Source organism: Lysobacter sp. Root604 (genome assembly GCF_001427505.1).
In the GTDB taxonomy this organism is placed as follows: domain Bacteria; phylum Pseudomonadota; class Gammaproteobacteria; order Xanthomonadales; family Xanthomonadaceae; genus Lysobacter.
Genome location: NZ_LMGS01000001.1, coordinates 1,738,293 through 1,763,400, shown reverse-complemented (window position 1 = coordinate 1,763,400; position 25,108 = coordinate 1,738,293). Strand labels below are relative to the sequence as shown.

Annotated in this window: 23 protein-coding genes and 1 pseudogene; 7 read left to right on the top strand and 17 right to left on the bottom strand. The window is 68.1% G+C overall.

Features of this window, described 5'->3' with window-relative positions:
• Positions 1-121: 121 nt before the first annotated feature.
• The 9 genes from pstB to ASD69_RS07815 form a co-directional block, all read right to left on the bottom strand.
• On the bottom strand, positions 122-937 hold the full coding sequence (gene pstB, locus ASD69_RS07855) for a phosphate ABC transporter ATP-binding protein PstB (protein ID WP_056175996.1): 816 nt from the start codon (positions 935-937) through the stop codon (positions 122-124).
• Between the two features lie 34 nt (positions 938-971).
• On the bottom strand, positions 972-1,829 hold the full coding sequence (gene pstA / locus ASD69_RS07850) for a phosphate ABC transporter permease PstA (RefSeq protein ID WP_056176729.1): 858 nt from the start codon (positions 1,827-1,829) through the stop codon (positions 972-974).
• 20 nt (positions 1,830-1,849) lie between these two features.
• Positions 1,850-2,815, bottom strand: a complete 966-nt coding sequence (gene pstC / locus ASD69_RS07845) for a phosphate ABC transporter permease subunit PstC (RefSeq protein ID WP_056175992.1) — start codon at positions 2,813-2,815, stop codon at positions 1,850-1,852.
• Between the two features lie 176 nt (positions 2,816-2,991).
• Positions 2,992-4,086, bottom strand: a complete 1,095-nt coding sequence (pstS, locus tag ASD69_RS07840; RefSeq protein ID WP_056176726.1) for a phosphate ABC transporter substrate-binding protein PstS — start codon at positions 4,084-4,086, stop codon at positions 2,992-2,994.
• 454 nt (positions 4,087-4,540) lie between these two features.
• Positions 4,541-5,560, bottom strand: coding sequence for a phosphate ABC transporter substrate-binding protein PstS (gene pstS, locus ASD69_RS07835; RefSeq protein ID WP_162250626.1), 1,020 nt, complete (start codon positions 5,558-5,560; stop codon positions 4,541-4,543).
• A 232-nt stretch (positions 5,561-5,792) separates the two neighbouring features.
• Entirely contained in the window at positions 5,793-7,016 is a 1,224-nt protein-coding gene (locus ASD69_RS07830) for an OprO/OprP family phosphate-selective porin (RefSeq protein ID WP_056175987.1), read from the bottom strand.
• A gap of 146 nt (positions 7,017-7,162) precedes the next feature.
• Entirely contained in the window at positions 7,163-7,795 is a 633-nt protein-coding gene (gene nth / locus ASD69_RS07825) for an endonuclease III (RefSeq protein WP_056176723.1), read from the bottom strand.
• Positions 7,796-7,938: 143 nt separating this feature from the next.
• The gene (locus ASD69_RS07820; protein ID WP_082576364.1) at positions 7,939-8,313 is read right to left on the bottom strand and encodes a hypothetical protein; all 375 of its coding nucleotides are present in this window, start codon (positions 8,311-8,313) and stop codon (positions 7,939-7,941) included.
• A gap of 59 nt (positions 8,314-8,372) precedes the next feature.
• Positions 8,373-9,155, bottom strand: coding sequence for an enoyl-CoA hydratase-related protein (locus tag ASD69_RS07815; protein ID WP_056175981.1), 783 nt, complete (start codon positions 9,153-9,155; stop codon positions 8,373-8,375).
• A 199-nt stretch (positions 9,156-9,354) separates the two neighbouring features.
• Between ASD69_RS07815 and ASD69_RS07810 the strand changes: the two genes are divergently transcribed.
• The 3 genes and pseudogenes from ASD69_RS07810 to ASD69_RS07795 all read left to right on the top strand — a co-directional run bounded on the left by ASD69_RS07810 (position 9,355) and on the right by ASD69_RS07795 (position 11,903).
• Positions 9,355-10,044, top strand: a complete 690-nt coding sequence (locus tag ASD69_RS07810; protein WP_056175978.1) for an FKBP-type peptidyl-prolyl cis-trans isomerase N-terminal domain-containing protein — start codon at positions 9,355-9,357, stop codon at positions 10,042-10,044.
• A 175-nt stretch (positions 10,045-10,219) separates the two neighbouring features.
• A pseudogene (locus tag ASD69_RS07800) lies at positions 10,220-11,055 on the top strand (DUF1289 domain-containing protein).
• Entirely contained in the window at positions 11,052-11,903 is an 852-nt protein-coding gene (locus tag ASD69_RS07795) for a sulfurtransferase (protein ID WP_056175969.1), read from the top strand. The pseudogene ASD69_RS07800 and the gene ASD69_RS07795 overlap by 4 nt, the downstream one beginning before the upstream one ends.
• A 314-nt stretch (positions 11,904-12,217) precedes the next feature.
• On the opposite strand, the gene ASD69_RS07790 is transcribed toward ASD69_RS07795, so the two are convergent.
• Together ASD69_RS07790 and ASD69_RS07785 are read right to left on the bottom strand one after the other, a co-directional pair.
• Positions 12,218-12,676 carry a hypothetical protein gene (locus ASD69_RS07790; RefSeq protein WP_056175966.1) on the bottom strand — a complete coding sequence of 153 codons (459 nt, stop codon included), beginning with the start codon at positions 12,674-12,676 and terminating at the stop codon, positions 12,218-12,220.
• Positions 12,673-13,431, bottom strand: a complete 759-nt coding sequence (locus ASD69_RS07785) for an enoyl-CoA hydratase/isomerase family protein (RefSeq protein WP_056175963.1) — start codon at positions 13,429-13,431, stop codon at positions 12,673-12,675. Before ASD69_RS07785 ends, ASD69_RS07790 begins: the two co-directional genes overlap by 4 nt.
• 54 nt (positions 13,432-13,485) lie before the next feature.
• Here ASD69_RS07785 and ASD69_RS07780 point away from each other — a divergent pair, with 54 nt between their 5' ends.
• The gene (locus tag ASD69_RS07780; RefSeq protein ID WP_056175959.1) at positions 13,486-13,935 is read left to right on the top strand and encodes a copper chaperone PCu(A)C; all 450 of its coding nucleotides are present in this window, start codon (positions 13,486-13,488) and stop codon (positions 13,933-13,935) included.
• 182 nt (positions 13,936-14,117) lie between these two features.
• Here the strand turns inward: ASD69_RS07780 and ASD69_RS07775 are convergent, their stop codons facing one another.
• From ASD69_RS07775 to ASD69_RS07755, 5 genes are all read right to left on the bottom strand, one after another.
• Positions 14,118-14,537, bottom strand: a complete 420-nt coding sequence (locus ASD69_RS07775; protein ID WP_056175956.1) for a thioesterase family protein — start codon at positions 14,535-14,537, stop codon at positions 14,118-14,120.
• Positions 14,534-17,458, bottom strand: coding sequence for an excinuclease ABC subunit UvrA (gene uvrA / locus ASD69_RS07770; protein WP_056175950.1), 2,925 nt, complete (start codon positions 17,456-17,458; stop codon positions 14,534-14,536). The genes ASD69_RS07775 and uvrA overlap by 4 nt, the downstream gene beginning before the upstream one ends.
• A 456-nt stretch (positions 17,459-17,914) precedes the next feature.
• Positions 17,915-18,781: an OmpA family protein gene (locus ASD69_RS07765; RefSeq protein ID WP_162250625.1), complete on the bottom strand. Its 867-nt coding sequence runs from the start codon at positions 18,779-18,781 to the stop codon at positions 17,915-17,917.
• A 118-nt stretch (positions 18,782-18,899) separates the two neighbouring features.
• Positions 18,900-20,966, bottom strand: coding sequence for a S8 family peptidase (locus tag ASD69_RS07760; RefSeq protein ID WP_056175944.1), 2,067 nt, complete (start codon positions 20,964-20,966; stop codon positions 18,900-18,902).
• A 739-nt stretch (positions 20,967-21,705) separates the two neighbouring features.
• Positions 21,706-22,347, bottom strand: a complete 642-nt coding sequence (locus ASD69_RS07755; RefSeq protein ID WP_056175941.1) for a YidB family protein — start codon at positions 22,345-22,347, stop codon at positions 21,706-21,708.
• Positions 22,348-22,568: 221 nt separating this feature from the next.
• Between ASD69_RS07755 and rplU the strand changes: the two genes are divergently transcribed.
• From rplU to cgtA, 3 genes are all read left to right on the top strand, one after another.
• On the top strand, positions 22,569-22,889 hold the full coding sequence (rplU, locus tag ASD69_RS07750; protein WP_036113830.1) for a 50S ribosomal protein L21: 321 nt from the start codon (positions 22,569-22,571) through the stop codon (positions 22,887-22,889).
• 12 nt (positions 22,890-22,901) lie between these two features.
• Entirely contained in the window at positions 22,902-23,156 is a 255-nt protein-coding gene (rpmA, locus tag ASD69_RS07745; protein WP_056175940.1) for a 50S ribosomal protein L27, read from the top strand.
• Between the two features lie 185 nt (positions 23,157-23,341).
• The gene (gene cgtA, locus ASD69_RS07740; RefSeq protein WP_056175936.1) at positions 23,342-24,409 is read left to right on the top strand and encodes an Obg family GTPase CgtA; all 1,068 of its coding nucleotides are present in this window, start codon (positions 23,342-23,344) and stop codon (positions 24,407-24,409) included.
• A gap of 304 nt (positions 24,410-24,713) precedes the next feature.
• Here the strand turns inward: cgtA and rpsT are convergent, their stop codons facing one another.
• Positions 24,714-24,983: a 30S ribosomal protein S20 gene (gene rpsT, locus ASD69_RS07735; protein WP_056175933.1), complete on the bottom strand. Its 270-nt coding sequence runs from the start codon at positions 24,981-24,983 to the stop codon at positions 24,714-24,716.
• Positions 24,984-25,108 lie beyond the last annotated feature (125 nt).

The following is a 25,108-nucleotide window of genomic DNA, read 5'->3' as shown; positions in this document are numbered from 1 at the left end:
CGGGAGTAGGTGCCCGAAGGGCGGATGAGGGCCTCCTGGCCCGGTTAACGATGCGACCTGCGTCCTGCGTGCCCTCACCCCAACCCCTCTCCCGCGAGCGGGAGAGGGGCTCAAAGCGGTATCAGCCGAAACGTCCCGTGATGTAATCCTCGGTCTGCTGCTTGCTCGGCTTGGAGAAGATGGTTTCGGTCGGGCCGTGCTCGATCAGGTCGCCCAGGTACATGAAGGCGGTGAAGTCCGATACGCGCGCGGCCTGCTGCATGTTGTGGGTCACGATCGCGATCGTGTATTCCTTCTTGAGCTCCTCGACCAACTGCTCGATGCGGCTGGTGGAGATCGGGTCCAGCGCCGAGGTCGGTTCGTCCAGCAGCAGCACGTCCGGGCGCAGCGCGACCGCGCGCGCGATGCACAGGCGCTGCTGCTGGCCGCCGGACAGGCCCAGCGCGCTCTGGCCTAGCTTGTCCTTGACCTCGTCCCACAGCGCGCCCTGGCGCAGGGCGTGCTCGACGCGGTCGTTCATCTCCGACTTCGACAGCTTCTCGTGGTGGCGGATGCCGTAGGCGACGTTCTCGAAGATGGTCATCGGGAACGGCACCGGCTTCTGGAACACCATGCCGACCTTGCTGCGCAGGCGGTTCATCGGGTACTTGGGGTCGAGGATGTTGTCGCCGTCCAGCAACACTTCGCCGCGCGCTTCCAGTTTCGGATACAGCGCGTAGATGCGGTTGAAGATGCGCAGCAGCGTCGACTTGCCGCAACCGGAGGGGCCGATCAGCGCGGTGACCTGCTTCTCGGGGATCTCCAGGTTGATGCTTTTGAGCGCATGGAACTTGTCGTAGTAGAAATCCAGCCCGCGCGCGGCGAGCTTGACCGGCGCCGGGGCGGCGGCAGTGCTCTCCCGCTCGGGCGTGGCGAGATTGAGGCGGGCGTCGTTCATGGCCGGAGTCCGGTCTAGGTTGCGAAGGGTGAGGTCAGTCATTGGAGATTCGCTTGCGCAGGATCACGGTCCGCGCGAACAGGCTGACGAAGAGGACGAAGCAGGTCAGGACCAGGGCGCCGGCCCAGGCGATGGTGTTCCAGTTCGCGTCCGGGTTGTTGGCGAAGTTGTTCATCGTGACCGGCACACTGGCCATCTCGCGGAAGATGTCCATGCTCCAGTACTGATTGCTCAGCGCGGTGAACAGCAGCGGCGCGGTTTCGCCGGAGATGCGCGCCAGCGCCAGCAGGATGCCGGTGACGATGCCGGCCGAGGCGCTGCGATACAGCACCTGCACGATCACCTTCCACTGCGGCACGCCCAGCGACAATGCGGCTTCGCGCATCTGGCTGGGCACCAGCCGCAGCATCTCGTCGGTGGTGCGCACCACCACCGGCAGCACGATGAAGGCCAGCGCCAGGGCGCCGGCCACGGCCGAGAACTGGCCCATCTGCGCCACCACCAGCGAGTAGATGAACAAGCCCAGCACGATCGACGGCGCCGACAGCAGGATGTCGTTGACGAAGCGCACCACGGTGCCGAACTTGCGCGCGTTGCCGTACTCGGCCAGCCAGGTGCCGGCGGCGATGCCGAGCGGGGTGCCGATCAGGATCGCGATCGTGCACATCACCGCGCTGCCGAAGAAGGCGTTGAGCAGGCCGCCTTCCTGCTGCGGCGGCGGCGTCATCTGGGTGAACAGCGCCCAGTTGATGCCGCCTATGCCCTTGGCGACCAGGGTCCACAGGATCCAGCCCAGGAAGAACAGGCCGAACGCGGCGGCGGCGCAGGCGGCCACGATAGCGACCGCGTTGCCGATGCGACGACGGCGGTAGAGCGCGTCGGCGGCGCGCATCTGCGGGGTGACGGCGGCCATCAGTTGCCCTCCTTGCGCGAGAGTTGCATCAGCATCAGCCGGGCCACGGCCAGTACCGCGAAGGTGACGATGAACAGCACGAAGCCCAGCAGCAGCAGCGCCGAGCGGTAGGTTTCGGTGGCTTCGCCGAAGTCGTTGGCGATGACCGCGGCGATGGTGGTGCCCGGTTCGAGCAGCGACACCGAGAAGTTGACGCTGTTGCCGATCACGTAGGCCACCGCCATGGTCTCGCCCAGGGCGCGGCCGAGGCCGAGGAAGACGCCGCCGATCACCGCCGAACGGGTGTAGGGCAGGACGATGTCCCAGCTGACTTCCCACTTGGTCGAGCCCAGCGCGTAGGCCGATTCCTTGAGCCGGGTCGGCACGGTCAGGAACACTTCGCGCATCACCGAGGAGATGAAGGGGATCACCATGATCGCCAGCACGATGCCGGCGGTGAGCATGCCGATGCCCAGCGGCGGGCCCTGGAACAGCGGGCCGATCACCGGCCAGGTGCCGAGGTTGTCGTTGAGCCACGGGGTCACGTATTCGGTCATCACCGGGACCAGCACGAACAGGCCCCACATGCCGTAGATGATCGAGGGGATGCCGGCCAGCAGTTCGATCGCCGTGCCGATCGGGCCGCGTGCCCAGCGCGGCGCGACCTCGGTCAGGAAGAAGGCGATGCCGAAGCTGACCGGCACTGCGATCAGCATCGCGATCAGCGCGGTGACGATGGTGCCGTAGATCGGAACCAGCGCGCCGTATTGGTCCTCCACCGGGTTCCACTCGGCGGTGATGAAGAAGTCGATGCCTTCCTTGGCCAGCACGGCGCGGCCGCCCCAGAGCATCGACAGCGCCGCGCCGGCGAGCGCGATCAGGACGAAGACCACGGTCGCGGTGAGGACGTAACGGAACAGACGATCGTTGCGCGCGTCGGCGTGGTCGCGCGCTAGCGGTACTGCGGGGAGGGTGGTCGCGTTCATTGCGATCGAGGGTCCGTGGGGCGCGTGGGGTGGTGGGGCTTGGAGCGGTGTGCGGTTCGGTACGACGCGCTTAAGTCACTGGATGTTCGGCTCCGCCGAAGTGAAGCGGAGCCGGCTTTCGCGGGGATGACGTTCCGGCAAAGCCGCGCCCGCAACCGCGGGCGCGGGCCGCGACCTCACTTGAACTCCGCCGCCCAATAGGCCTCTACCTGCTTCACCAGCTCCGGCGGCAGCGGCACGTAGTCCAGCGCGCTGGCCTGGGCCTGGCCGTTTTCGAACGCCCACTTGAAGAAGGCGCGGGTGTCGGCGCTGCGCTTGGCGTCCTTGGGCTGCTTGTACATCAGGATGAAATTGGTCGCGGTGATCGGCCAGGCGTCGGCGCCGCTGGCGTTGGTGATCACCAGGTTGAAGTCCTTGGCGTTGGCCCAGTCGGCGCTGGCGGCGGCGGCCTGGAAGGACTCGGCGCTCGGCTGGACGAAGTTGCCCGAGGCGTTCTGCAACTGCGCGTAACCCATCTTGTTCTGCAGCGCGTAGGACAGCTCGACGTAGCCGATCGAACCCTTGATCTGCTTCACGTACGAGGCCACGCCTTCGTTGCCCTTGCCGCCGACGCCGCCGGGCCACTGCACCGAGGTGCCTTCGCCGACCTTGCTCTTCCAGGTCGGGCTGACCTTGGCCAGGTAGTTGACGAAGTTGAAGGTGGTGCCCGAGCCGTCGGAGCGGTGGACGATGTTGATCTTGGTCGCCGGCAACGCGGTACCCGGATTGATCGCGGCGATCGCCGGGTCGTTCCACATCGTGACGGTGCCGAGGAAGATGTCGGCCAGCACGGGGCCGGTCAGGCGCAGCTTGCCGGGTTCCAGGCCTTCGACGTTGACCACCGGCACCACACCGCCGATCGCCGACGGGAACTGGCCCAGGCCCGCGGCCGCGAGTTCCTCGGCCGACAGCGGCTTGTCGGAGGAACCGAAGTCGACGGTGCCGGCCTTGATCTGGGCGATGCCGCCGCCGGAACCGATCGACTGGTAGTTGACCTTGGCGCCGGTGGCCTTGTTGTAGTCGTCCGACCACTTCGACAGCAGCGGGTAGATGAAGGTCGCGCCCGCGCCGGTGATCATGGCGGCGGTCTTGTCGCCGGCCGCAGCGGCGGTGTCGGTGGGCGCGGCGCCGTCGGCGGCCGCCTTGGGGGCGTCGGCGCCGGGCTTGCACGCGGCCACGGCCAGCGTCAGGGCGAGGGAAAGGGCGGCGATGCGGGCCGGCGACGATTTCATGCGCAACTCCATGAGGGTGCCGACGAGACTGGCCGGCGGGGCTGCGCCATTTGATGATCTTTTTGTTACAGCGCTATGACATCGTTCGGTAACGAATTTGTAGTGAAAGCCTGAAAGATCGCAGCGGCGGGGCCGGCAGAGTGGGGCGGGGCGTCGGAGGGCGGTGAGGGCGGTGTCAAAAAGCCCTGCGTGGGGAGCATCACCCGCCTGCGGGGAGAGGGGTGAGGGCCCGGCGCGCGGGCGCGGCTCCAACCTCGTCCCGGGCCCTCATCCGCCCTTCGGGCACCTTCTCCCGCGAGCGGGAGAAGGGAATCCAAGGCCCTACGCATGAAGCCCCTCTCCCGCTTGCGGGAGAGGGGTTGGGGTGAGGGCCGGCCGCCAGACGAAGAATTCTCCCCCCGAAACGCAGAACGGGCCCGAAGGCCCGTTCCTTGCAAGCCGATCCTCGTCAGGATCAGTAGTTCATGTTCGCCGACCAATAGGTCTCGATCTGCTTGACCAGCGCGTCCGGCAGCGGCACGTAGTCCAGGGCCTTGGCCTGGGCGTCGCCGTTGGCGTAGGCCCAGCGGAAGAATTCCTTGGCGTTCTTGGCGCCGGCGGCGTTCTTGGGCTGCTTGTACATCAGGATGAAGTTGGTCGCGGTGATCGGCCAGGACTTCTCGCCCGGGGCATTGGTCATCACCAGGTAGAAGTCCTTGGCGCTGGCCCAATCGGCGCTGGCGGCGGCGGCCTGGAAGGTCTCGTCGCTGGGCAGCACGTAGTTGCCGGCGGCGTTCTTCAGGCGCGAGTAGGCCATCTTGTTCTGCAGCGCGTAGGACAGCTCGACGTAGCCGATGCCGCCCTGGATCTGCTTGACGTAAGCGGCCACGCCTTCGTTGCCCTTGCCGCCGATACCGACCGGCCACTTGACCGCGGTGCCTTCGCCGACCGAGCTCTTCCACTCGGCGCTGACCTTGGACAGGTAGTTGACGAAGTTGAAGGTGGTGCCCGAGCCGTCCGAGCGGTGCACGACGGTGATCTTCTTGGCCGGCAGCTGCACGCCGCCGTTGAGGGCGACGATGGCCGGGTCGTTCCACATCGTGATCTTGCCGAGGAAGATCTTGGCCAGGGTGTCGCCGTCGAGCTTGAGCGCGCCCGAGGCCACGCCCGGCACGTTGATCACCGGCACCACGCCGCCGATCACCGACGGGAACTGGGCCAGGCCGAACTTGGCCAGCTCGTCGGGCTTCATCGGCGCGTCGGAGGAACCGAAGTCCACGGTCGCGGCCTTGATCTGGGCGATGCCGCCGCCGGAGCCGATCGACTGGTAGTTGACCTTTTTCTGGGTCGCCTTGGCGTAGTCGGCCGACCACTTGGACATGATGGGATAGACGAAGGACGCGCCGGCGCCGGTGACGTCGGCGGCCTGAGCGTTGGCGACGAACGCAGTCGCGAGCGCGAGTGCGGCCAGGCGGAAGCGGATGGACTTGAACACGGAGGGCTCCTGGAGAGAGACGGCGGGCATTGACCCGCTCTGGGCGCATTTCATAACGGTTCGATGACAGTCGCGGGTCGGCTATGTGACAGGTCGGTGACATCCGACATGTGGCTGACACGCATGGCCGCTGGCGGGGCCGGAATGCGGACGCAAAAAGGGGCGCGGCGGTGGCCGCGCCCCGAGGCGATTCGCGAAGGTACAGCCAGTGGGGGAGAGAGAGCGCTACGACTTACCAGTAGAACTGCATGCGGACTTCGGTGATGTTCGGGTTGTCGTCGACGTAGCGACGGGTGGTGCCGCCGACCCACTTGCTGCTGTCGACCTTGACGTAGTTCAGCATGAACTTGAAGTTCGAACGCCAGTACCAGTTCACGCCCAGGGTCCACGCGTCCTGCTCGCCGCCGAGCACGCCGGTGGTGGCGCCGGTGGTGAGGTTGCCGCTGCCGTCGTTGAGGTCGATCGTGTCGTAGCGCAGGCCCAGCTGCCACATGCCCGAGGCGGGGTTATCCGGCAGGCCGGTGACCGGGGCGCCGGACTTGTAGGTCCAGGTTTCGCCGGTGATGTTCCACAGGCCGCTGATGTAGCCGCCGTCGAAGTCCACGTCCTGCGCCGTGCCGTAGCGCTTGACGCTGGTCTTCATGTACTCGCCCTGCAGCTTGAACGGGCCGTGCACCCACAGGCCTTCGAAGCCGGTGGTGGCGACGCGGTCGGAGCGGGTGATGCTGCCGGTGCTGACCAGGGTCTGCGAGATGTCGGCCAGCGGACGGGCGCTGAACGAAACCGTATCGCCGGTGTTGAGCGCCGCGGTGCCGCCGAGGTCGGCGTCGTAATCGACGTGCGACAGGCCGAAGTGCAGGATGTTGCCGGCGTCCAGGATCGGCGCCCAGGTGCCGCGCAGGCCGAAGCCGTTGCCGTGCTTGCGGTTGCGGGTCAGCTCGCGGCTGAAATAGGTGGCGTTGACGCCCCAGTTGACGTCGCCGTAGTAGTAACCGACGCCGACGCGGCGCGCGATGCCGAAGGTGTTGGTGATCGAGCCCTTGGCGACGAAGTCGTTGTTCTTCGTCGAGGACAGCTCTTCCATGCTGTTGGGCTGCTTGAACTGGCCGACCTGGATGAAGTGGTTGGCGTTGTTGCCGAACTTGTACTTGACGTTGGCGTCGAGGAACTTGTCGTCCTTGGCGTCGTAGCCCAGCACCCACTCGAAGTTGCCCGGACCCTTGCCCTTCAGCACCAGCTCGGCGCGACGCAGTTCGTTGTCCGAGTCCGTGCCGTCCGGGGCGTCGACGTTGAGGTTCTTGAGGTCGTTGCCGTAGCTGTAGTAGTCGGCCTGGAGCAGGCCTTCGAAGCTGACTTCGGAGTTGCCGATCACGTCGAGGGCGACCTCGGCGTGCGCGGCCGGAGCGACGAGCGCGGCGAGCAGCGCGACGGACAGGGTGCTGCGGGAGAGTTTCATGGCGGGGCCCTAGGGCGTGGTTGGATGCCGCGCAGGCTAGGGTGTGAAAGTTGCGTAAATATGACAGGACTGACTTATTTCGCTGCCATGACCGGTGGATGACGGTCGCGCAGGCGCTCCCGCCCAGGCCCGCCGATCCACGCAAATCAAGCTGCGACGGGCTCCGGCTCGCCTGGGGTCTTGTCCGGATAGCGGCAAAGGTCGCGGATCGCGCAGTGCGGGCAGTCGGGTTTTCGTGCCTTGCAGACGTAACGTCCGTGCAGGATCAGCCAGTGGTGCGCGTCCTGAAGGTAGGCCGGAGGCACACTTTTGAGCAGGCCGTCCTCGACCGCGCGCACGGTCTTGCCGGGCGCCAGGCCGGTGCGGTTGGCGACCCGGAAGATGTGGGTGTCCACCGCCATGGTCGGCTCGCCAAAGGCGGTGTTGAGCACCACGTTGGCGGTCTTGCGACCGACCCCGGGCAGGGCCTCCAGCGCGGCGCGCTCGCGCGGCACCTCGCCGGCATGCTCGTCCAGCAGGCGCTGCGACAGCGCGACCACGTTGGCGGCCTTGGTGTTGTACAAGCCGATCGTGGCGATATAGGGCTTCAACCCTTCGACCCCCAGCGCGACGATCGCCTGCGGCGTGTTCGCGACCGGGAACAGTTTGCGGGTGGCCTTGTTGACGCCGACATCGGTGGCCTGCGCCGACAGCGCCACCGCGACCAGCAACTCGTACGGCGTGCTGTATTCGAGCTCGGTGGTCGGCGTGGGGTTGAGCGCCTTGAGCCGGGCGAACATCTCCTCGGCTTCGGCCGCGCCGAGACGGGCGACGCGCTTGGCCGCCTTGGGCTTGGTCTTGGCAGGCGCCTTCGTGCCCGCGCCGGCGGCGTTCTTGCTCGCTCCGCGTTTGCCGGCGGCGGGCATGGGCTTGCGTGCGGGGCTCACGGCTTCTGGCGCTCCGCGGCCTTGGCCTTCGCGCGCGCCAACGCCGCCGCCGCCGCCGTGGGCAGGGCCGAGCGCGCCACCGGTGCGGCTGCCGCCGGCGCCGCGCTTCCGGACGCGGCGACTTCTAGCGGCGTCGCCTCGATCTGCGCACGTGCGCCGGCGCGTTGCGCCGCGCGCTCCTGCGCGCGCTGCGCCAGGCGCGCGTTGCGTGCGCGATAGCGCGCCCGCGCGGCGAGCGCGTTGCGGCGCGCATCGCGTGCGGCGATCACGTCGGCACGGCATTGCGTCGTGCAGTGTTGGCAAGGGGCGCAGTCGAGCAGGCCCAAAGCGAGCGCGCAATCGAGATCGTCGCTCGCCAGCGCGATCGCGATCGCGTGCGTGCCCGCAGCGGTGGCGTCGGCGCAACCGCAGCGGCAGGGCGCCGCCGCGCTCACGTGCCGGAGAACACCGGCTTGCGGCGTTCCAGGAAGGCGGTCGTGCCTTCGCGCATGTCGTCGGTGGCGAACATCAGGCCGAACTGCGCGGTCTCGTATTCCAGGCCTTCCTCGATGCCGCACTCGCCGCCGACCGCGACGCAGTCCAGCACGCCGCGCAGCGCCAGCGGCGCGGACGCGGCCAGTTGTTCGGCGAGCTTGAAGGTCTCGGCCTCCAGTTCGGCCGCCGGCACCACGCGATTGACGATGCCCAGCTGGCGCGCACGTTCGGCGTCGATGGGCGTGCCGACCAGGCACAGCTCCAGGGTCGCGGCGCGGCCGGCCAGGCGCAGCAGGCGCTGGGTGCCGCCGAAGCCGGGGATCAGGCCGAGGTTGATCTCGGGCTGGCCGACCTTGGCGCTGTCGGCGGCGATGCGCAGGTGGCAGCCCATCGCCAGCTCCAGGCCGCCGCCGAGGGCGAAGCCGTTGACCATCGCGATCACCGGCTTGGGCATCTTCTCGATCCGGCGCATCAGCTTCTGCCCGCGCAGCGAGAAATCGCGGCCCTGGACCGGGGTCAGGCCGTTCATCTCCGAGATATCGGCGCCGGCCACGAAGGCCTTGGGGCCGCTGCCGGTCAGAACCACGCAGCGCACCGCCGGATCGGCGGCCGCGGCCTCGAAGGCCTGGTACAGCGCGTCCAGGGTCTGCGCGTTCAGGGCGTTCAGCTTGTCGGGGCGGTTGACGGCGATCACGCGAACGGCGCCGCGGTCGGTGGTCAGCAGGGGCGATGAGGACATATGAATAGGTATCTGTAGGGAAGGGCACGGCCGCCAGGCAGGAACTCCGAGGCGTCCGCGGGGTCAGAGCCCGGGATGTCAGTGGCGGTTAAGCCTTGCGGCCGCTATCCTACCCCGTCCATCTGGGGGCATACGACCCGATGGGCCTTTCTATCGGGGCGGTCTTATCCGCCCCGTGTCATTACGGAGATTCCAACGAATGAAGTTGCGTTTGATTGCTGCCGCCGCCATCGCGGCCCTGGCTCTGACCGCCGGCAACGCCGTCGCGCAGGACACTTCGTCCGAGAAAGGCAAGCTCAGCTACGCGCTGGGCTACGACCTCGGCCGCAACGCCGTCGAAAGCGGCGAGCAGGTCGATGTGAACACCATCATCAAGGGCCTGCAGGACGGTTACGGCAAGAAGCAGCCGTCGGTGCCGGTCGACCAGCTGCGCACCGCCGTGCAGAACATGCAGAAGCGCCAGCAGGACAAGGCCAAGGCCGAGTGGGAAAAGGCCGCCGCCGAGAACAAGACCAAGAGCGACACCTACCTGGCCCAGAACAAGGCCAAGGCCGGCGTGAAGACCCTGCCCAGCGGCGTGCAGTACCGCGTGATCGAAGTCGGCACCGGCGCCAAGCCGACCCAGACCAACACCGTGCAGCTGGAAGTCGCGGGCCCCTACGCTTGGGGCGAGCGTCCGGCGCAGGCGCGTCCGGCGCAGGCGATCCCCGCCATCAAGGTCAGCGAGATCGAAATGGCCGCGATGCGCGAAGTGCTGCTGCAGATGCCGACCGGTTCGAAGTGGGAAGTGACCCTGCCGCCGGCGTCCGCTTACGGCGCCGATCCGCGCACGCCGTTCCCGCCGAACGTGGCGGTGCAGTTCGAAATCAAGCTGATCAGCACCAAGTAAGCCGATCGCTGAGTTGTCAGGTTGCGCCGGCCCTGCCGGCGCAACTTTTTTGAGCAGTCCACCGGCCTGGCCGGAGTAGTTTGCGAATCACCCGTCGGCTCCGCCGGCGGGGCGTTGAACCCGGCCACGGCCGGTGCGATGCGGCCCCTGCGGCCGCCCTGACGGTCGCGCGAGGATGCGCGGCTTGGTGGTGTGGCGAATGAGCTTCCAATTTCGTGCGGTACTAAGCCCTTGCATCGGCGTTTGCACGCTGGATGAGCAGGGCCTGTGCGAAGGCTGTCACCGCACCACGGCCGAGATCGCGCGTTGGTCGCAGATGAACGACGACGAGCGTCTGCGGCTGATGGAACACGTGCTGCCCGACCGCGAGTCGCGACGCCGGTGAGCGCGTCGCCGCCCGATCATCCGATCGACTATCCGCGGCTGCGCGAGGCGCTGTACCCCCTTGCCCGCGAGCCCGCCGGCGACGCCTGGAACCTGGACGAACTGCACGGCCTGCTGCCCGAGGCCGAGCCCGCGCGCGCCGCGGTGCTGGTGGGCCTGGTCCCGCGCGCGGACGGCACCCGCGTGCTGCTTACGCGCCGCACCGATGCGCTGCGCCAGCATGGCGGCCAGGTCAGCTTTCCCGGCGGTCGCATCGAAACCGCCGACGCCGACGCGGTGGCCGCGGCGATCCGCGAAACCGGCGAGGAGATCGGCCTGGCGCCGGCGCAGATCGCGCCGCTGGGTTATCTCGATCCGCTCGCCACCATCACCGGCTTCCGCGTGCTGCCGGTGGTGGCGACGATAGACCGCGACTACGTGGCGCGGCCGGACCCGAACGAAGTCGCGGATGTGTTCGAAGTGTCGCTGGCCTATCTGATGGATCCGGCCAACCTGACCACGCACACCCTCGATTACCGCGGCCGCGCGCGCCAGGTGCTGGAGTTCCGCTATCCGGACCAGCGCATCTGGGGCGCGACCGCCTCGATGCTGTTGAACCTGCGGCAACGCCTGGAGGCGATCGCATGACCGACTGGACCACCCTGGTGTCCGCGCAGGACCTGGCCGCGCAGCTGGGCCGCGAGGATCTGATCGTGATCGACGCGCGCTCCGGCCTGGGCGATCCCGAGGCCGGCCCCGCGGCGTATGCGCAGGCGCATATCCCGGGCGCGCGTTACGCGCATCTGGACCGCGACCTGTCCGATCACCGCAAGCGCAACGCCGGCCGCCACCCCTGGCCCGACGCCGCCGACTTCACGGCCACCCTGGAGCGCTGGGGCGTGTCGCCCGACGACCAGGTCGTGGCCTACGACCACGGCGACGGCGCACTGGCCGCGGCGCGCCTGTGGGCGCTGCTGCGCCTGCTCGGGCATCGGCGCGTGGCCGTGCTCGACGGCGGCTGGCAGCGCTGGACCGCGCTCGGTCTGCCGACCGACGCCATGGTGCCGACGCCGCAGTCGAGCCGCTATCCGGGCAATTTCGACCAGCACCGCCTGCTGGACGCCGATGCCGTGCGCGCGCATCTCGACGCCGGTGGCCTGCTGATCGACGCGCGCGCGGCCGAACGCTTCCGCGGCGACGTCGAACCGCTGGACCGCGTCGCCGGCCACGTGCCCGGCGCGCGCAACCGTCCGTATGCGCAGAACCTGCAGGACGGCGGTTTCAAGCCGGCCGGCGAACTCGCGCAGGGTTTCGCCGCGGTGATGGGCGAGCACGCGCCGCAACAGACCGTGGTGATGTGCGGCTCCGGCGTCACCGCCTGCCATCACCTGCTGGCGATGGAACATGCCGGCCTGCCGGGCGCGGGCTTGTTCACCGGCTCGTGGAGCGGCTGGATCGACGATCCCTCGCGCCCGATCGCGACCGGCGAAGCCTAAAACCCAGCCTCAGCCCCAGCCCCTGCTTCGCCCCTGCTTGTCTTCCCTCTTTGAAAAAGGGTGAAGGCGTGCGTTTACGAACCGCAGGTTCGTGCGCGACTGAACGCCGGCGGGCTGTGCCCGCTGGCCGGACGGATTGAGGGGGATTTGCTTTGCGGTGCCTACGCAGACGATCCGACAAACTCACCACGACCGTAGGGTGTGGTGAGCGAACGCGAACCGCACCATCGCACCATCGCACCATCGCACCATCCGGGCCCACGCGCCGGTGCGGTTATCACCGCACCCTACGTTTGCGTGGTGTCGCGCCTGCGTCAGGGCTTGCTCTCGACCTCGCAACGACGTACCAGCTTCGTGCATTCCGTGGACTCCCAGTCGCTGCGTTGCCAGCAGTAGCTTTCCTCATCCAGCAGGATCAGGTTCCAGCTGATCTTGCGGCCGGCATCATCGGTGCGGGTCTCGTTGTCCATGACCATCGCCAGGCTGTCTCCGGATTGCCCCCCGACTGTATAGCTCGTCTCTATGCGCTTGCCTGGCTTGCCGTTCTCGCCCTCCGCGTACTGCGACAGGTGCATCCGCTTTCCGTCTTCGGAGAAGCGGATACGTTGGGGCGAAGTACTGCATTGATCGGTGCCGTCCCAGCCCCAGGATTCGGCTGACAGGATCGAGCTCGTCGAGCGGATCGTCTTGGCCTTTTCCTGAGCCACCGCATCGCCGATCGCTACAGGCGATGCGGCCAAAGCCACAACCACAACGGCGCGCCCGATCATCATTTGCCCAACCTCGCCACCAAAGCCTGCAACGCCCCCTGCGTCGAAGGCTGATACCAAGCCTCGATGAAGTGCTGCAGACGGATGTACTCCGGTTGCAGCGCCTCGATCAGATCGGCGCGCGCGATCAAGCGCGTCTGCAGCATCGCCGCACGCGGCAGCGCCAGCAGGTGCTCCAGCCAGACCCGGGCGCGGGTAGCGACGTTGTCGATATCGGTCAGCTCATCGACCAGACCCGCTTGCAGCGCCTGTTCGGCGTCCAGCATTTCGCCGGCGACCAGCAGGCGCTCGGCGCGGTAGTTGCCGACCACGCGCCGCATCAGGCGCTGGATGCCTTCCGGCGCGACCAGGCCGACCTGGGTTTCGTTGAGGCCGATCCGGAACGGGCCCGAGGCCATGACGCGGTAGTCGCAGCACAGCGCCAGCACGCAGCCGCCGGCGGGGGCATGGCCGGCCAGCGCGGCCACCACTGGCACCGGGCTGGCGGCCAGCGCCAGCGCGGTGTCGAAGAAGGCCTGCCAGGCGGCCATCAGCGCGTCGCGGTCCGCACCCAGCGACAACAGATGCGGCACGTCCAGACCGGCCGAGAACACCTTGGGGCCGCCGGACAGCACGATGCCTTGGGCGCCGTCCGCGATCGCCTGGCCCAGCGCGGCGCGCAGGTCCTGGCAGAGGCTGGGGTTGAGCGCATTGACCGGCGCGCGCGCCAGCTGCAACTCGACGATTTCGCCGTGGGTGGTGGCGGTGACTAGGCTCATGGGCGCTCCTGCGCGGCGATTCGGGACGGAAAGCTCAGGCGCTATCATAGGCCGATGAAGCCGCCCCGTTCTCGCACCGCCTTTCACGTTCTGGCGCTGCTGTGCGCCCTGTGCGTCGCGCCGTCGGCGCAGGCGCGTGGCTGCACCGCGCGCATCGTCGACGGCTGGGTACGCCTGCCGCCCGCGCAGATGCCGATGATGGCCGGCTTCGGCCGCATCGAGAACCGCTGCCCGACCCCGATCACCATCGTCGGTGTCAGCAGCCCGGCCTTCGGCGACTCCTCGCTGCACGAAACCCGCATCGTCGACGGCATCAGCCGCATGCGCGCGCTGCCGGAACTGCGGATCGCGCCCGACGGCAACGCCACCCTCAAACCCGGCGGCATGCATCTGATGTTGATGCAGCCGCATGCGTCGCTGAAGCCGGGCAGCAAGGTGGTGGTGGAGTTCGCGCTCAAGGGCGGCGGGGTGCTGCGCGGCGAGCTGGAAGCGCGCAAGCCTTGAAGCAACGCCGGTGCGCTGATCGCCACCGCCCACGACGACAACGCGCTCGTCTATCTCCCGTCGACAACGGATGCGGACGCGCGTTGTCGAACCGCCACTTCGTGCACGACCGAACGCCAACGTGCTATGCCCGCTGGCAGGACGGATGACCAGGGGTTCGCCGTGCGCTGCCTGCGAGCGCCTCAGCGCTCGATCGCTTCCAACACCGCCGCCGGCAGCGGCACGGGACGGCCGCTGGCGCGGTCGATCCAGACCACCACCACATGGCCGTCGCAGTACAGCGCGCTGCCGTCCTCGGCCACGATGCGGTGGCCGATGGTCAGGCTGGTGCTGCCCACGCGCTGCGTGTACAGCTCCACCGCCACCGCCGACGGATAGGGAATGGGCAGCCGGTAGTTCAACTGCACGGCCGCCAGCAGCGGCGCGTTGGTCTCGCTGACCCATTCGCCGTCCCAGCTCGCGAACCAGCGGATGCGGGTTTCCTCGAGGTAGGTCAGGAAGTTGGAGTTGTTGACGTGATTGAACGCGTCCAGATCGCGCCAGCGCAGCTCGATCGGCATGCGGAACAGCACGGGCGCGGCGGTGTCGGTGGTTTCGGTCATGCGGCGGACTTCTTCTTGCCCTTGGCCGCGGCGGGCTTGGCGGCGGCCGCCGTCTTGCGTGCGGGCTTGGGCATGGTGCGCGTGGCCGGCGCCAGGCCCAGCAGCGGCGCCAGGAAGTGGCCGGTGTGCGAATGCGGCAGCGCGGCGATTTGCTCGGGCGTGCCGGTGGCGAGGATGCTGCCGCCGCGATGGCCGCCCTCCGGGCCCAGGTCGATGACCCAGTCGGCGGTCTTGATCACGTCCAGGTTGTGCTCGATCACCACCACGGTGTTGCCGTCGTCGCGCAGGCGGTGCAATACCGCCAGCAGGTGCTCGATGTCGTGGAAGTGCAGGCCGGTGGTCGGCTCGTCCAGGATGTACAGCGTGCGCCCGGTGTCGCGGCGCGAGAGTTCCTTGGACAGCTTGACGCGCTGCGCCTCGCCGCCGGACAGGGTGGTCGCGCTTTGGCCCAGCTTGATGTAGCTCAGGCCCACGTCCATCAGCGTTTCCAGCTTGCGCGAGATCGCCGGGATCGCCTCGAACAGACCCAGCGCATCCTCGACCGTCATTTCCAGCACGTCGTTGATGTTGTAGCCCTTGTAGAGGATCTCCAGGGTCTCGCGGTTGTAGCGCTTGCCGCCGCACACGTCGCAGGGCACGTACACGTCGGGCAGGAAGTGCATCTCGACCTTGATCAGGCCGTCGCCCTGGCAGGCCTCGCAGCGGCCGCCGCGCACGTTGAAGCTGAAGCGGCCCGGCGAGTAGCCGCGCGAACGCGCTTCGGGCACCTGCGCGAACAACTCGCGCAGCGGCGTGAACAGGCCGGTGTAGGTGGCCGGGTTGGAACGCGGCGTGCGCCCGATCGGCGACTGGTCGATGTCCACGACCTTGTCGAACAGCTCGATGTTCTCGACCGATTTGTACGGCGCCGGCGTGTGCGAGGCGCCGTTGAGCTCGTTGGCCGCGATCGCGAACAGGGTGTCGTTGATCAGGGTCGACTTGCCCGAGCCGGACACGCCGGTGACGGCGGTGAACAAGCCCGACGGGATGGTCAGATCGACGTCCTTGAGGTTGTTGCCGCTGGCGCCGCGCAAATGCAGGCTGGTCTTGGGATTGGGCTTGTGGCGGGTCTTGGGGATCTCGATCCGGCGCTTGCCGCTGAGGTACTGGCCGGTCAGCGAGCGCGGGGCCTTGAGGATGTCGGGGAACAGGCCCTGGGCGACGATCTCGCCGCCGTGCACGCCGGCGCCGGGGCCGATGTCGACGATGTAGTCGGCCAGGCGGATCGCGTCCTCGTCGTGCTCGACCACGATCACCGTGTTGCCGAGGTCGCGCAGGCGGGTCAGGGTGCCCAGCAGGCGCTCGTTGTCGCGCTGGTGCAGGCCGATCGAAGGTTCGTCCAGCACGTACATCACGCCGACCAGGCCGGCGCCGATCTGGCTGGCCAGGCGGATGCGCTGGGCTTCGCCGCCGGACAGCGAGTCGGCCTTGCGCTCCAGGGTCAGGTAATCGAGGCCGACATCGACCAGGAAGCGCAGGCGGTCGGCGATTTCCTTGACGATCTTGACGGCGATCTCGCCGCGCCAGCCCGGCAGGTTGAGCGACTTGAAGAAGCTCAGCGCCTCGTCCACGGGCAGCACCACCAGTTCCGGCAGCGGGCGCTCGGCCACGAATACGTTGCGCGCGGCGCGGTTCAGGCGCGCGCCGCCGCATTCGGTGCAGGCGCGCTCGCTGATGTACTTGGCCAACTCCTCGCGCACCGCGGCCGATTCGGTCTCGCGGTAGCGGCGCTCCAGGTTGGGCACGATGCCCTCGAAGCGATGCTTGCGCTGGCTGCGGCCGCCGTTCTCGGTGATGTAGCTGAAGTTGATCTGCTCGTCGCCGCTGCCGTAGAGCACGGCGTTGCGGGCCTTCTCGGACAGCGATTGCCAGGGCGCGTCGACGTCGAACTTGTAGTGCTTGGCCAGCGATTGGATCAGCTGGAAGTAGTAGGCGTTGCGGCGGTCCCAACCACGCACCGCACCGGCCGACAGCGACAGCTCCGGATGCACGACCACGCGCGAGGGATCGAAGAACTGGGCCACGCCCAGGCCGTCGCAGGTCGGGCAGGCGCCGACCGGCGAGTTGAACGAGAACAGGCGCGGTTCCAGCTCCGGCAGCGAGTAGTCGCAGACCGGGCAGCTGTACTTGGACGAGAACAGCAGCGGCGCGGCGTCGGCCTTGTCCAGCGACATCACCTGGGCCATGCCGTCGCCGAGCTTGAGCGCGGTCTCGAAGGATTCGGCCAGGCGCTGCTTGATGTCCTCGCGCGGCTTGAAGCGGTCGATCACCGCCTCGATGGTGTGCTTCACGCGCAGCGCCAGCGGCGGCACCGCGTCGATCTCGTACAGCGCGCCGTCCACGCGCACGCGCACATAGCCCTGCGCGCGCAGCTGCTCGAAGATCTGGGCGTGCTCGCCCTTGCGCTCGCGCACCACCGGCGCCAGCAGCATGTAGCGTTGCTCCGGGTCCAGCGCGATCACCTGGTCGACCATCTGGCTGACCGTCTGCGCTTCCAGCGGATAGTGGTGGTCCGGGCAGCGCGGCGAGCCCACGCGCGCGTACAGCAGGCGCAGGTAGTCGTAGATCTCGGTGATCGTGCCTACCGTCGAACGCGGGTTGTGCGAGGTCGACTTCTGCTCGATCGAGATCGCCGGCGACAGGCCTTCGATGTGATCGACATCGGGCTTCTCCATCACGCTGAGGAACTGCCTGGCATACGCCGACAGCGACTCGACGTAACGGCGTTGGCCTTCGGCGTAGATCGTGTCGAACGCCAGCGACGACTTGCCGGAGCCGGACAGGCCGGTGATCACGATCAGCTTGTCGCGCGGAAGGTCGAGGTCGATGTTCTTGAGGTTGTGCGTCCGCGCGCCGCGGATGCGGATGAAATCCAGCGCCATCGTTTGCCTGCAATGGGGGAGGGCGCCGGCGCCCGAGGCGACGGCGAACAGAAGAGCGTATCGAGTGCGGAAGATGGGGGCAAATCCGCGGAACGGAAGGGCCGCGAAGGGGACCTGTCGCAGGCCTGATCGCGACGGTGGTTTCGTTTGCGGCGAAGAGCGGCGGAGGGCGGCTGCGGGATCGGGTGTACTGGATCGAGCATTGGGGAAGAGCAAATCCCCCCTAGCCCCCCTTTTTCAAAGGGGGGGGAACGGCTGGATTACTTCAGTAGAGGGAAGCTGCTCCGATTCTTAAGGGCTAGCTTGTCTTCCCCCTTTGAAAAAGGGGGATTGAGGGGGATTTGCTTTTCCCGTCCCCCGCCCAAAAAAACGCCGGCGCAAACAACTCGCCGGCGAGGGCCTGGAGAGAGGCCGGTTACGTAATCGGGGGCGGCCGCCGCGCTGCCGGCCGCCGTGTCATTTGACCAGCTTGAAACTGATGCCGCGCCCGCTGTCGGGTCCCGCGGCCTTGGTCTCGATCGCGCCCGGGCTGACGCCGTTCACGACCAGCAGCACCTTGACCGCTTCCGCGCGCGCCTTGGACAGCGCCTGCTCCTCCTCGCTGGCGCCGCCGCCGGGCGGGCCGTAGATCTCCACGCGGGTCTGCGCGGGCGCGGCCTGGATGGCCTTGGCGGCATCGCCCAGGGCGTCCAGGCTGGCGGCGGCGATGCGCGCGCTGTCGCCTTCGAACGCGATCGGGGTCTGGTTCAGGGCCCGGACCACCTCGGCGGCGCTGGCCTGCTTGTCCAGCGCGGCGAGGGCGGCGTTGGCCGGCCCCGCGCCCACGCCCTCGAACAGGCCGGTGTAGGCGTAGCCGGGGTAGAGCGTGCGCGCCTGTTCCAGAAGGGCGGCGCGATCGGCCTCGGCGACCTGGCCGCTGAGCTCGATGCGCTGGCCCTGGAAACTGACCGCGGCGCCGGGCTGCTGGAAGGCGGTGGCGAACTTGGGCAGGTTGGCGGCCCAGGTGGCCGGGCGCGCGTAGGGATCGACGGCGAGGTCGCCGGATACCCGTTCGGCGCCGTAGGCGTGGGCGAGTGCGGCGATCACCGCCTGCTTGGCGGCCTCGCTGTCGACGTTGCCGTCGTAGCGCAGATTGCCGTTGTTGTTGACCAGGCTGAGCTTGGCGTCGTAACGCGGCACCGGCGCGGCCTCGGCGGTCTTGGCTGTCTGCGCCTCGCTGCCGGCGGGGCCGCGGTTGCAGGCGGCCAGGCCGGCCACGCAGGCCAGCGTCAGCAAGACGGCGCCGACGCGATGCCGACGCGGGAATGGGGTGTGGGGATGCATGCAGACTCCAGAACGGTAGCAGGGGAACGACGGGTCGGCGGCCCCGCGCATGCGCGGCGGGTCGCGGCCCGGTAGCGGAGGGCCCGGCATGCCGGGCCCTCCGTGTTGCATGCCGCGATCAGCGCTTGGAGGAGGCGTACTCGATCTCCACCGGGTCGGCGCATTCCTGCGTACCGTTATTGCACAGCTTGTAGCTCATGGTGCCGGTGCCGATGATCCGGAAGGTATCGGTGGTGGCGCCGTTGTTGCGCACGGTCTTGAGGATCGCGCCGTTACGGTAGACGTCGATGTTGCGCTTGCCCGCCTGCCAGGTCAGATCCACGCGGGTGCGGTGGTTGGTGAGCGGGGTCGCCTCGGCCTCGACCGCGCGCGGCCAGTTGGCGTCGGTGAAGCTGGGGTACAGCGACACGCCGGCGGAGTTGCTGAAGCCCTTGATCGTCACGTACCAGATGCCGCCCTGCGGTGCCGGGAAGAAGCAGTTCTCGTTGTTGCCGGAACTGAACGGACGGCAGTCGTAGGAGGTGTTGGTCGGCGGGGTGCCGCGCTTGACGTAGATGTCCGCGTCGCCGGTGCCGCCGTACATGGCGAACAACAGGTTGGACGCGCCGTTGGGCACCAGCAGCTGGTAACGCACGTTGCCGCCGGCCAGCACTTCGATGCCGGTGACGGTGACGCCGTTGGACAGCGGGGTGGCCGGTTCCGGCGCCGGCGGCGGCGGCGGATCGGCCGGCAGCGCTTCGGCGCCGGAAGCCACGGCCACCGCGTAGCGGGCGTCGACGATGCCGGCGCCGCAGGGCTTGTCGTAGTTGCAGCCGCTCGGGAAGCCGCCGGACGCGTAAGCGGTGTTCTCGAGGATCTTCTTGATCTGCGCCGGGGTCTTCGGCGTCGGCGCCGCGGCCTGCATCAGCGCGACCACGCCGGCGACGTGCGGAGCCGCCATCGAGGTGCCCGCCATCCAGGCGTAGCCGTCGCCTTCCTGGCCCTGCAGGCCCAGGTTCAAGGTCGACAGGATGTTGTCGGCCGCCGGAGTGACGCCCGAACCGCCGGGCGCGGCCACGTCGACCACGGCGCCGAAGTTCGAATAACCGGCCAGCGTGCCGGTCGGGCCGACCGCGGACACGGTGATCACGTCGTTGCAGCTCGCCGGCGAGTAGCCGGCCGCATCGGCCGAGGAATTGCCCGCCGCCACCACGACCGTGGTGCCGCGACCGGCCGCCGCGGTGTAGGCGGCCTGCTCGGCGACCGAGCACGCACCGCCGCCGCCGAGGCTGAGGTTGATGACTTCGGCCGGGGTGGCGTTGGCCGGCACGCCGGTGACAGTGCCGCCGGAGGCCCAGGTCACCGCGTCGATGATGTCGGACTCGTAACCGCCGCACTTGCCCAGCACGCGCACCGGCTGGACCTTGGCGCCGAACGCGACGCCGGCCACGCCGACGCCGTTGTTGGTCGAGGCGGCGATGGTGCCGCTGACGTGGGTGCCGTGCCAGCTGCTGTCCTCGGGAATGCCGAAGATGTTGCATTCGCCGTCGTGCCAATCGCCCGGATCGTTCGGGTCGGCATCGCGGCCGTCGCCGTCGACGCTAACGTCCGGATCGATGATGAAGTCGTAACCGGCGACCAGGTTGCCGATCAGGTCGGCGTGCGGGGTGATGCCGGTGTCGAGCACCGCGACCACGACGCCATCGCCGGTGCTCAGGTCCCAAGCCGGCTCGGCGTTGATGCCGCCGGGGCCGTTCTTGTAATGCCACTGCTGCGCGTAACCCGGATCGTTCGGGACCAGCAGCGGCTTGCGCAGACGATCGGGTTCGACCGCGAGCACGTTCGGGTCCTTCATCAGCTCGATCATCAGCTGCTTGCTGGCCACGCTGTCGAGCTTGCGCTCGGTGCGGATCAGCGCGGCGCCGGTGGCCAGCGTGCGCATCGGCGCGATGCCCAGGCCCAGCGCCTTCGACGCGCTGGCGAGTTGGGTGCCGACCTTGGCCGCGGCGACGCCCTTGGCGTTGCTGGTGCCCTTGAAGGTGATGATGTAGCGGTCGTATTGGGCCGGCTGTTCCTTAGCCGCCTTCGCCGCCTGCGGGGACAAGGTCGAGACCTTGGTCTTGTTGGCCGTCGGCAGCTTGCCGCCGGAATAGGCCGCGGGCGCGATCACGATCGCGGTGGCGATGGCCAGTGCGGTCCATTTCATAGAACGTGCTTTGCGAGTCATGACAAACATCCTTGATTTCGTAGCTCATGATCCCCGACGCATCCCCTGATAGCGTCGGGCGCTGGTCCGCGGCTATGGCATCTTTCCTCGCCGCGGGACTTCGGTGCGCAGGCTGCGCGCGGGCGCCCGTCCGGGGCGTCGCGCAGTCGCGGTAATGGGGGAACTAGAACGAAGGAACGCAGCTTCGCGTAGCGGCGTCGCTGTGGCTGCGACGCGCGCGCACGCATCGTGCAAAACAGGGTAATGAGCCGCGCACGCGCTGCGCTCGCCGTCGCGGTGAGATGCGGGAAGGCTGGATGACTCCAGTCGCATGCAGAGGCCCCCTGAGTGTGGAACCGGCGATCTCCGCCGATGTCGCGCGCGCTGCGTGCGACTCAGCATCCATGCTGGTTCGATCCCGACGCGACCCCCTGCAGGCGCGTCCATGGCAAGCTAATTCAAGCGCTGCGATGCGCGCAAGTGGCATGCACTACGACTAAAGCAGGCACCGGCGATGCGCGGATATGTAACGCCGCATGTAACGTGGATGCGCCTGCGATGCCGCAAATCGAATGCGATGCTGAATTCGTTGCGAAAAATGCCGCTCTTCACAAACACGAACGGGCGCGCGGCAGGCGCGAATCGCGCCGACCGCAGCGCGCGAACGCCATGTCGATAGTGTGAACTGCGTCGCCCCACGATTGCGGCGCAATTCGCGTTGTGGCGCGTTGGCTTCGCGTTAAACGCGCAACAGCAGCGCCAATGCGATCAGCAGTGCGGCGATCAGCAGCCACGGCAACGCGCGGCGCGCGAACGATTTCGCCGAAGGCAGCGGCGGCCCGTCGTTCGCGCGATACAGCGGCGCGGGCTCGGAAGGCAGCGGTCCCGGTGCGGTGTCGCGGATCGGTTGCGGTGCGATCGATTCGAGCGCGGGCGGCTCGGGGCGCGGCGCGTCGTCGATGGGCGGCGTGTGCAGCCCGTGCTCGTCAGGGCCGGGCCCTCTCGATTCGCCGCTCGCCGCGCGGCCACCGCGCCAGCGGCCGTCCTCGCTCAGGGCGTCCACGGCTTCGGGCAGAATCGCGGCCGAGGCGCTGGCCACGGCCACAGCGGGCAGCTCCAGGGCGCGGGCGAGGGCGGCGATCTCGGCCTCGCCGAACACCCGCTCCAATTGGTCCGCGGTCAGCGGCCGATTCGGGCCTGGGGCGATCCAGGACGTCGCCAGCGGCTCCAGCCCCTGGGCCCGGAAGGCCTGGACGAAGCCCGCCGTCCCGCCCCGGGCGGGGTCGAAAATACGGTCCAGCCAGGCCCCCAGCAGGCGCCGGGCCTGGTCCGGGTTGAGGCCGTGACGGCTCCCGACCTGGTCCAGCAGATGTTCGAACATGCGGCGATCCCGTGGGGAAGGGCGGCCACGGGGTCCTTCGTAGCGTGCTCACTACAGCATGAGACGCGTTAAGGCCGCGACAGGCGGCCCCGGGGGCGGGGCAGTGCCGTCCGGCGGACCGGGATAGTTGCCCTAACCCGCTGAAGCACCTACAATTCCGCTTCTGTCCGCCCGCTATTGGGTGCGGCAGCGACCAAAATAACTACAGAGGAATACCGGTCATGTACGCAGTACTGGTCACCGGCGGTAAGCAATACCGCGTGATGCAAGGCGAGACGCTCCGCGTCGAGCTGCTCGATGTCGAAGCCGGCAGCGAGATCAAGTTTGACACCGTCCTGATGCTGGGCGATGGCGAAGGTGTGAAGCTCGGCGACGCGCTCAAGGGCGCCAGCGTCACCGCCAAGGTCGTCGGCCACGGCCGCGCCGACAAGGTGCGCATCGTCAAGTTCCGCCGTCGTAAGCACCATCGCAAGCAGATGGGCCACCGTCAGCACTACACCGAAATCGAGATCACCGGCATCGCCGGTGGCGACAACAAGTAAGGAGCAGCAGCCATGGCACACAAAAAGGGCGTAGGTTCTACCCGCAACGGCCGCGACTCCAACCCGAAGTACCTGGGCGTGAAGATCTACGGCGGCCAGGCCATCGAGGCCGGCAACATCATCGTGCGTCAGCGCGGCACCCAGTTCCATCCGGGCGCCGGCGTCGGCCTCGGCCGCGACCACACCCTGTTCGCGCTGGTCGACGGCAAGGTCGAGTTCTCGACCAAGGGTCCGAAGAAGCGTCGCACCGTCAGCGTCGTCGCCTAAGCGCGACGCGCGGTACGCGAAGGGCCCCGCTTCGGCGGGGCTTTTCGTTTCTAAGCCGGGAATGGGGATTCGGGATTCGGGATTCGCAACAGCGAAAACCCGGACTTCCCGCTCCCGCTACAATCCTCAGTGGCCCCGTTTTTGCTCTACGAATCCCAAATCCCGAATCACGAATCCCGGCTCCTATGAAACTCGTCGACGAAGCAGAAATCCAAGTCATCGCCGGTAACGGCGGCAACGGCTGCATCGGCTTCCGTCGCGAGAAGTTCATCCCGCTGGGCGGGCCGGACGGCGGCGACGGCGGTGCTGGCGGCAGCGTCTGGCTGGTCGCCGACGAGAACGTCAATACCCTGGTCGATTTCCGCCACCAGAAGCAGTTCCGCGCCCAACGCGGCGAGAACGGCATGGGCCGGCAGGCCTACGGCAAGGGCGGCGACGATCTGGTCATCGTGGTCCCGGTCGGCACCGTGGTCACCAACGTCGAGACCGACGAGGTGATCGGCGACCTGACCACCAGCGGCGACCGTCTGCTGGTCGCGCGCGGCGGCAAGGGCGGCCTGGGCAACATGCATTTCAAGAGTTCGACCAACCGCACCCCGCGCAAGGCCCTGCCGGGTCTGCCGGGCGAGCAGCGCGAACTCAAGCTGGAACTCAAGCTGCTGGCCGACGTCGGCCTGCTCGGCTTCCCGAACGCGGGCAAGAGCACCCTGATCCGCGCGGTCTCGGCGGCCACGCCCAAGGTCGCCGACTATCCGTTCACCACGCTGTATCCGAATCTGGGCGTGGTCAGCGTGGAAGCGCACCGCAGCTTCGTGATCGCCGACATTCCGGGCCTGATCGAAGGCGCCGCCGACGGCGCCGGCCTGGGCGCGCAGTTCCTGCGCCATCTGCAGCGCACGCGTCTGCTGCTGCACCTGGTCGACATCGCACCGATGGAAGGCGGGGTGGAGGGCGTAAGCCCGGCCGAGCAGGTGCGCGCGATCGAGCGCGAACTGGCCAAGCACGATCCCGAACTGCTGGCCAAGCCGCGCTGGCTGGTGCTCAACAAGGCCGACCTGCTGCTGGAAGAAGAGCAGCAGGCCGCGGCGCAGGCGATCGTCGACGAACTGGGTTGGAAGGATCGCTGGTACCTGGTCTCGGCGATCGGCCGCGACGGCACCTGGCCGATCATGCTGGACGTGATGGCCTTCTTCGACCGTCAGCGCGAAGAGGCGCTGGAAGCCGCGAACGCCGCCGGCGAACATGCGCCCTGAGCCGCGGGCTCGGCGTTCAATTTCGACCCTAAGCGGCGCTCGTCGCGCGCCGCACTTGGCCGCGCGCATCGCCGGCCGCGCCGTCGCCGCGCGAGGCGAGGGCGCGCAACGCTTCTTGCTCGCTTCACGCGCGGCGCCGACGATGCGCTGCATGCCTCAACATGCACGCTGCGCAAGCTCCGTCGCGAATGTTTCCGCAAGCGCGGCCGCGTGCGTCGTGAATCGCCTGCCCGCAAAAAGCAAAAACCCGGCCGAAGCCGGGTTTTCGCATGCTGCTGCGGCGCTAACCGCAATCGCGTCGCAATCAGGCGGCGGACAGCGCCTTGATGCGGGCCGACAGGCGGCTCTTATGGCGCGCGGCCTTGTTCTTGTGGATCAGGCCACGGGAGCTGAAGCGGTCGAGGATCGGCTGAGCGACGTCGAACGCGGACTTGGCACCGGCGGCGTCGTTCTCGCCGAGGGCCTTCAGCACCTTCTTCACGGCGGTACGCAGCATCGAACGCTGGCTGGCGTTACGGGCATTGCGGACGACCGTCTGCTTGGCGCGCTTCTTGGCGGACTTGATGTTTGCCACGGGTGGTTTCCTGGAAAATTTGGTTGAAAGCTGTGATGGAACTGGGTGCAAAAATGCAATTGCGGAAAATCAGACCCAAAAGTATGGCCGATTCAGTGACTTGCGTCAACTGGGCAGGCGCCGCC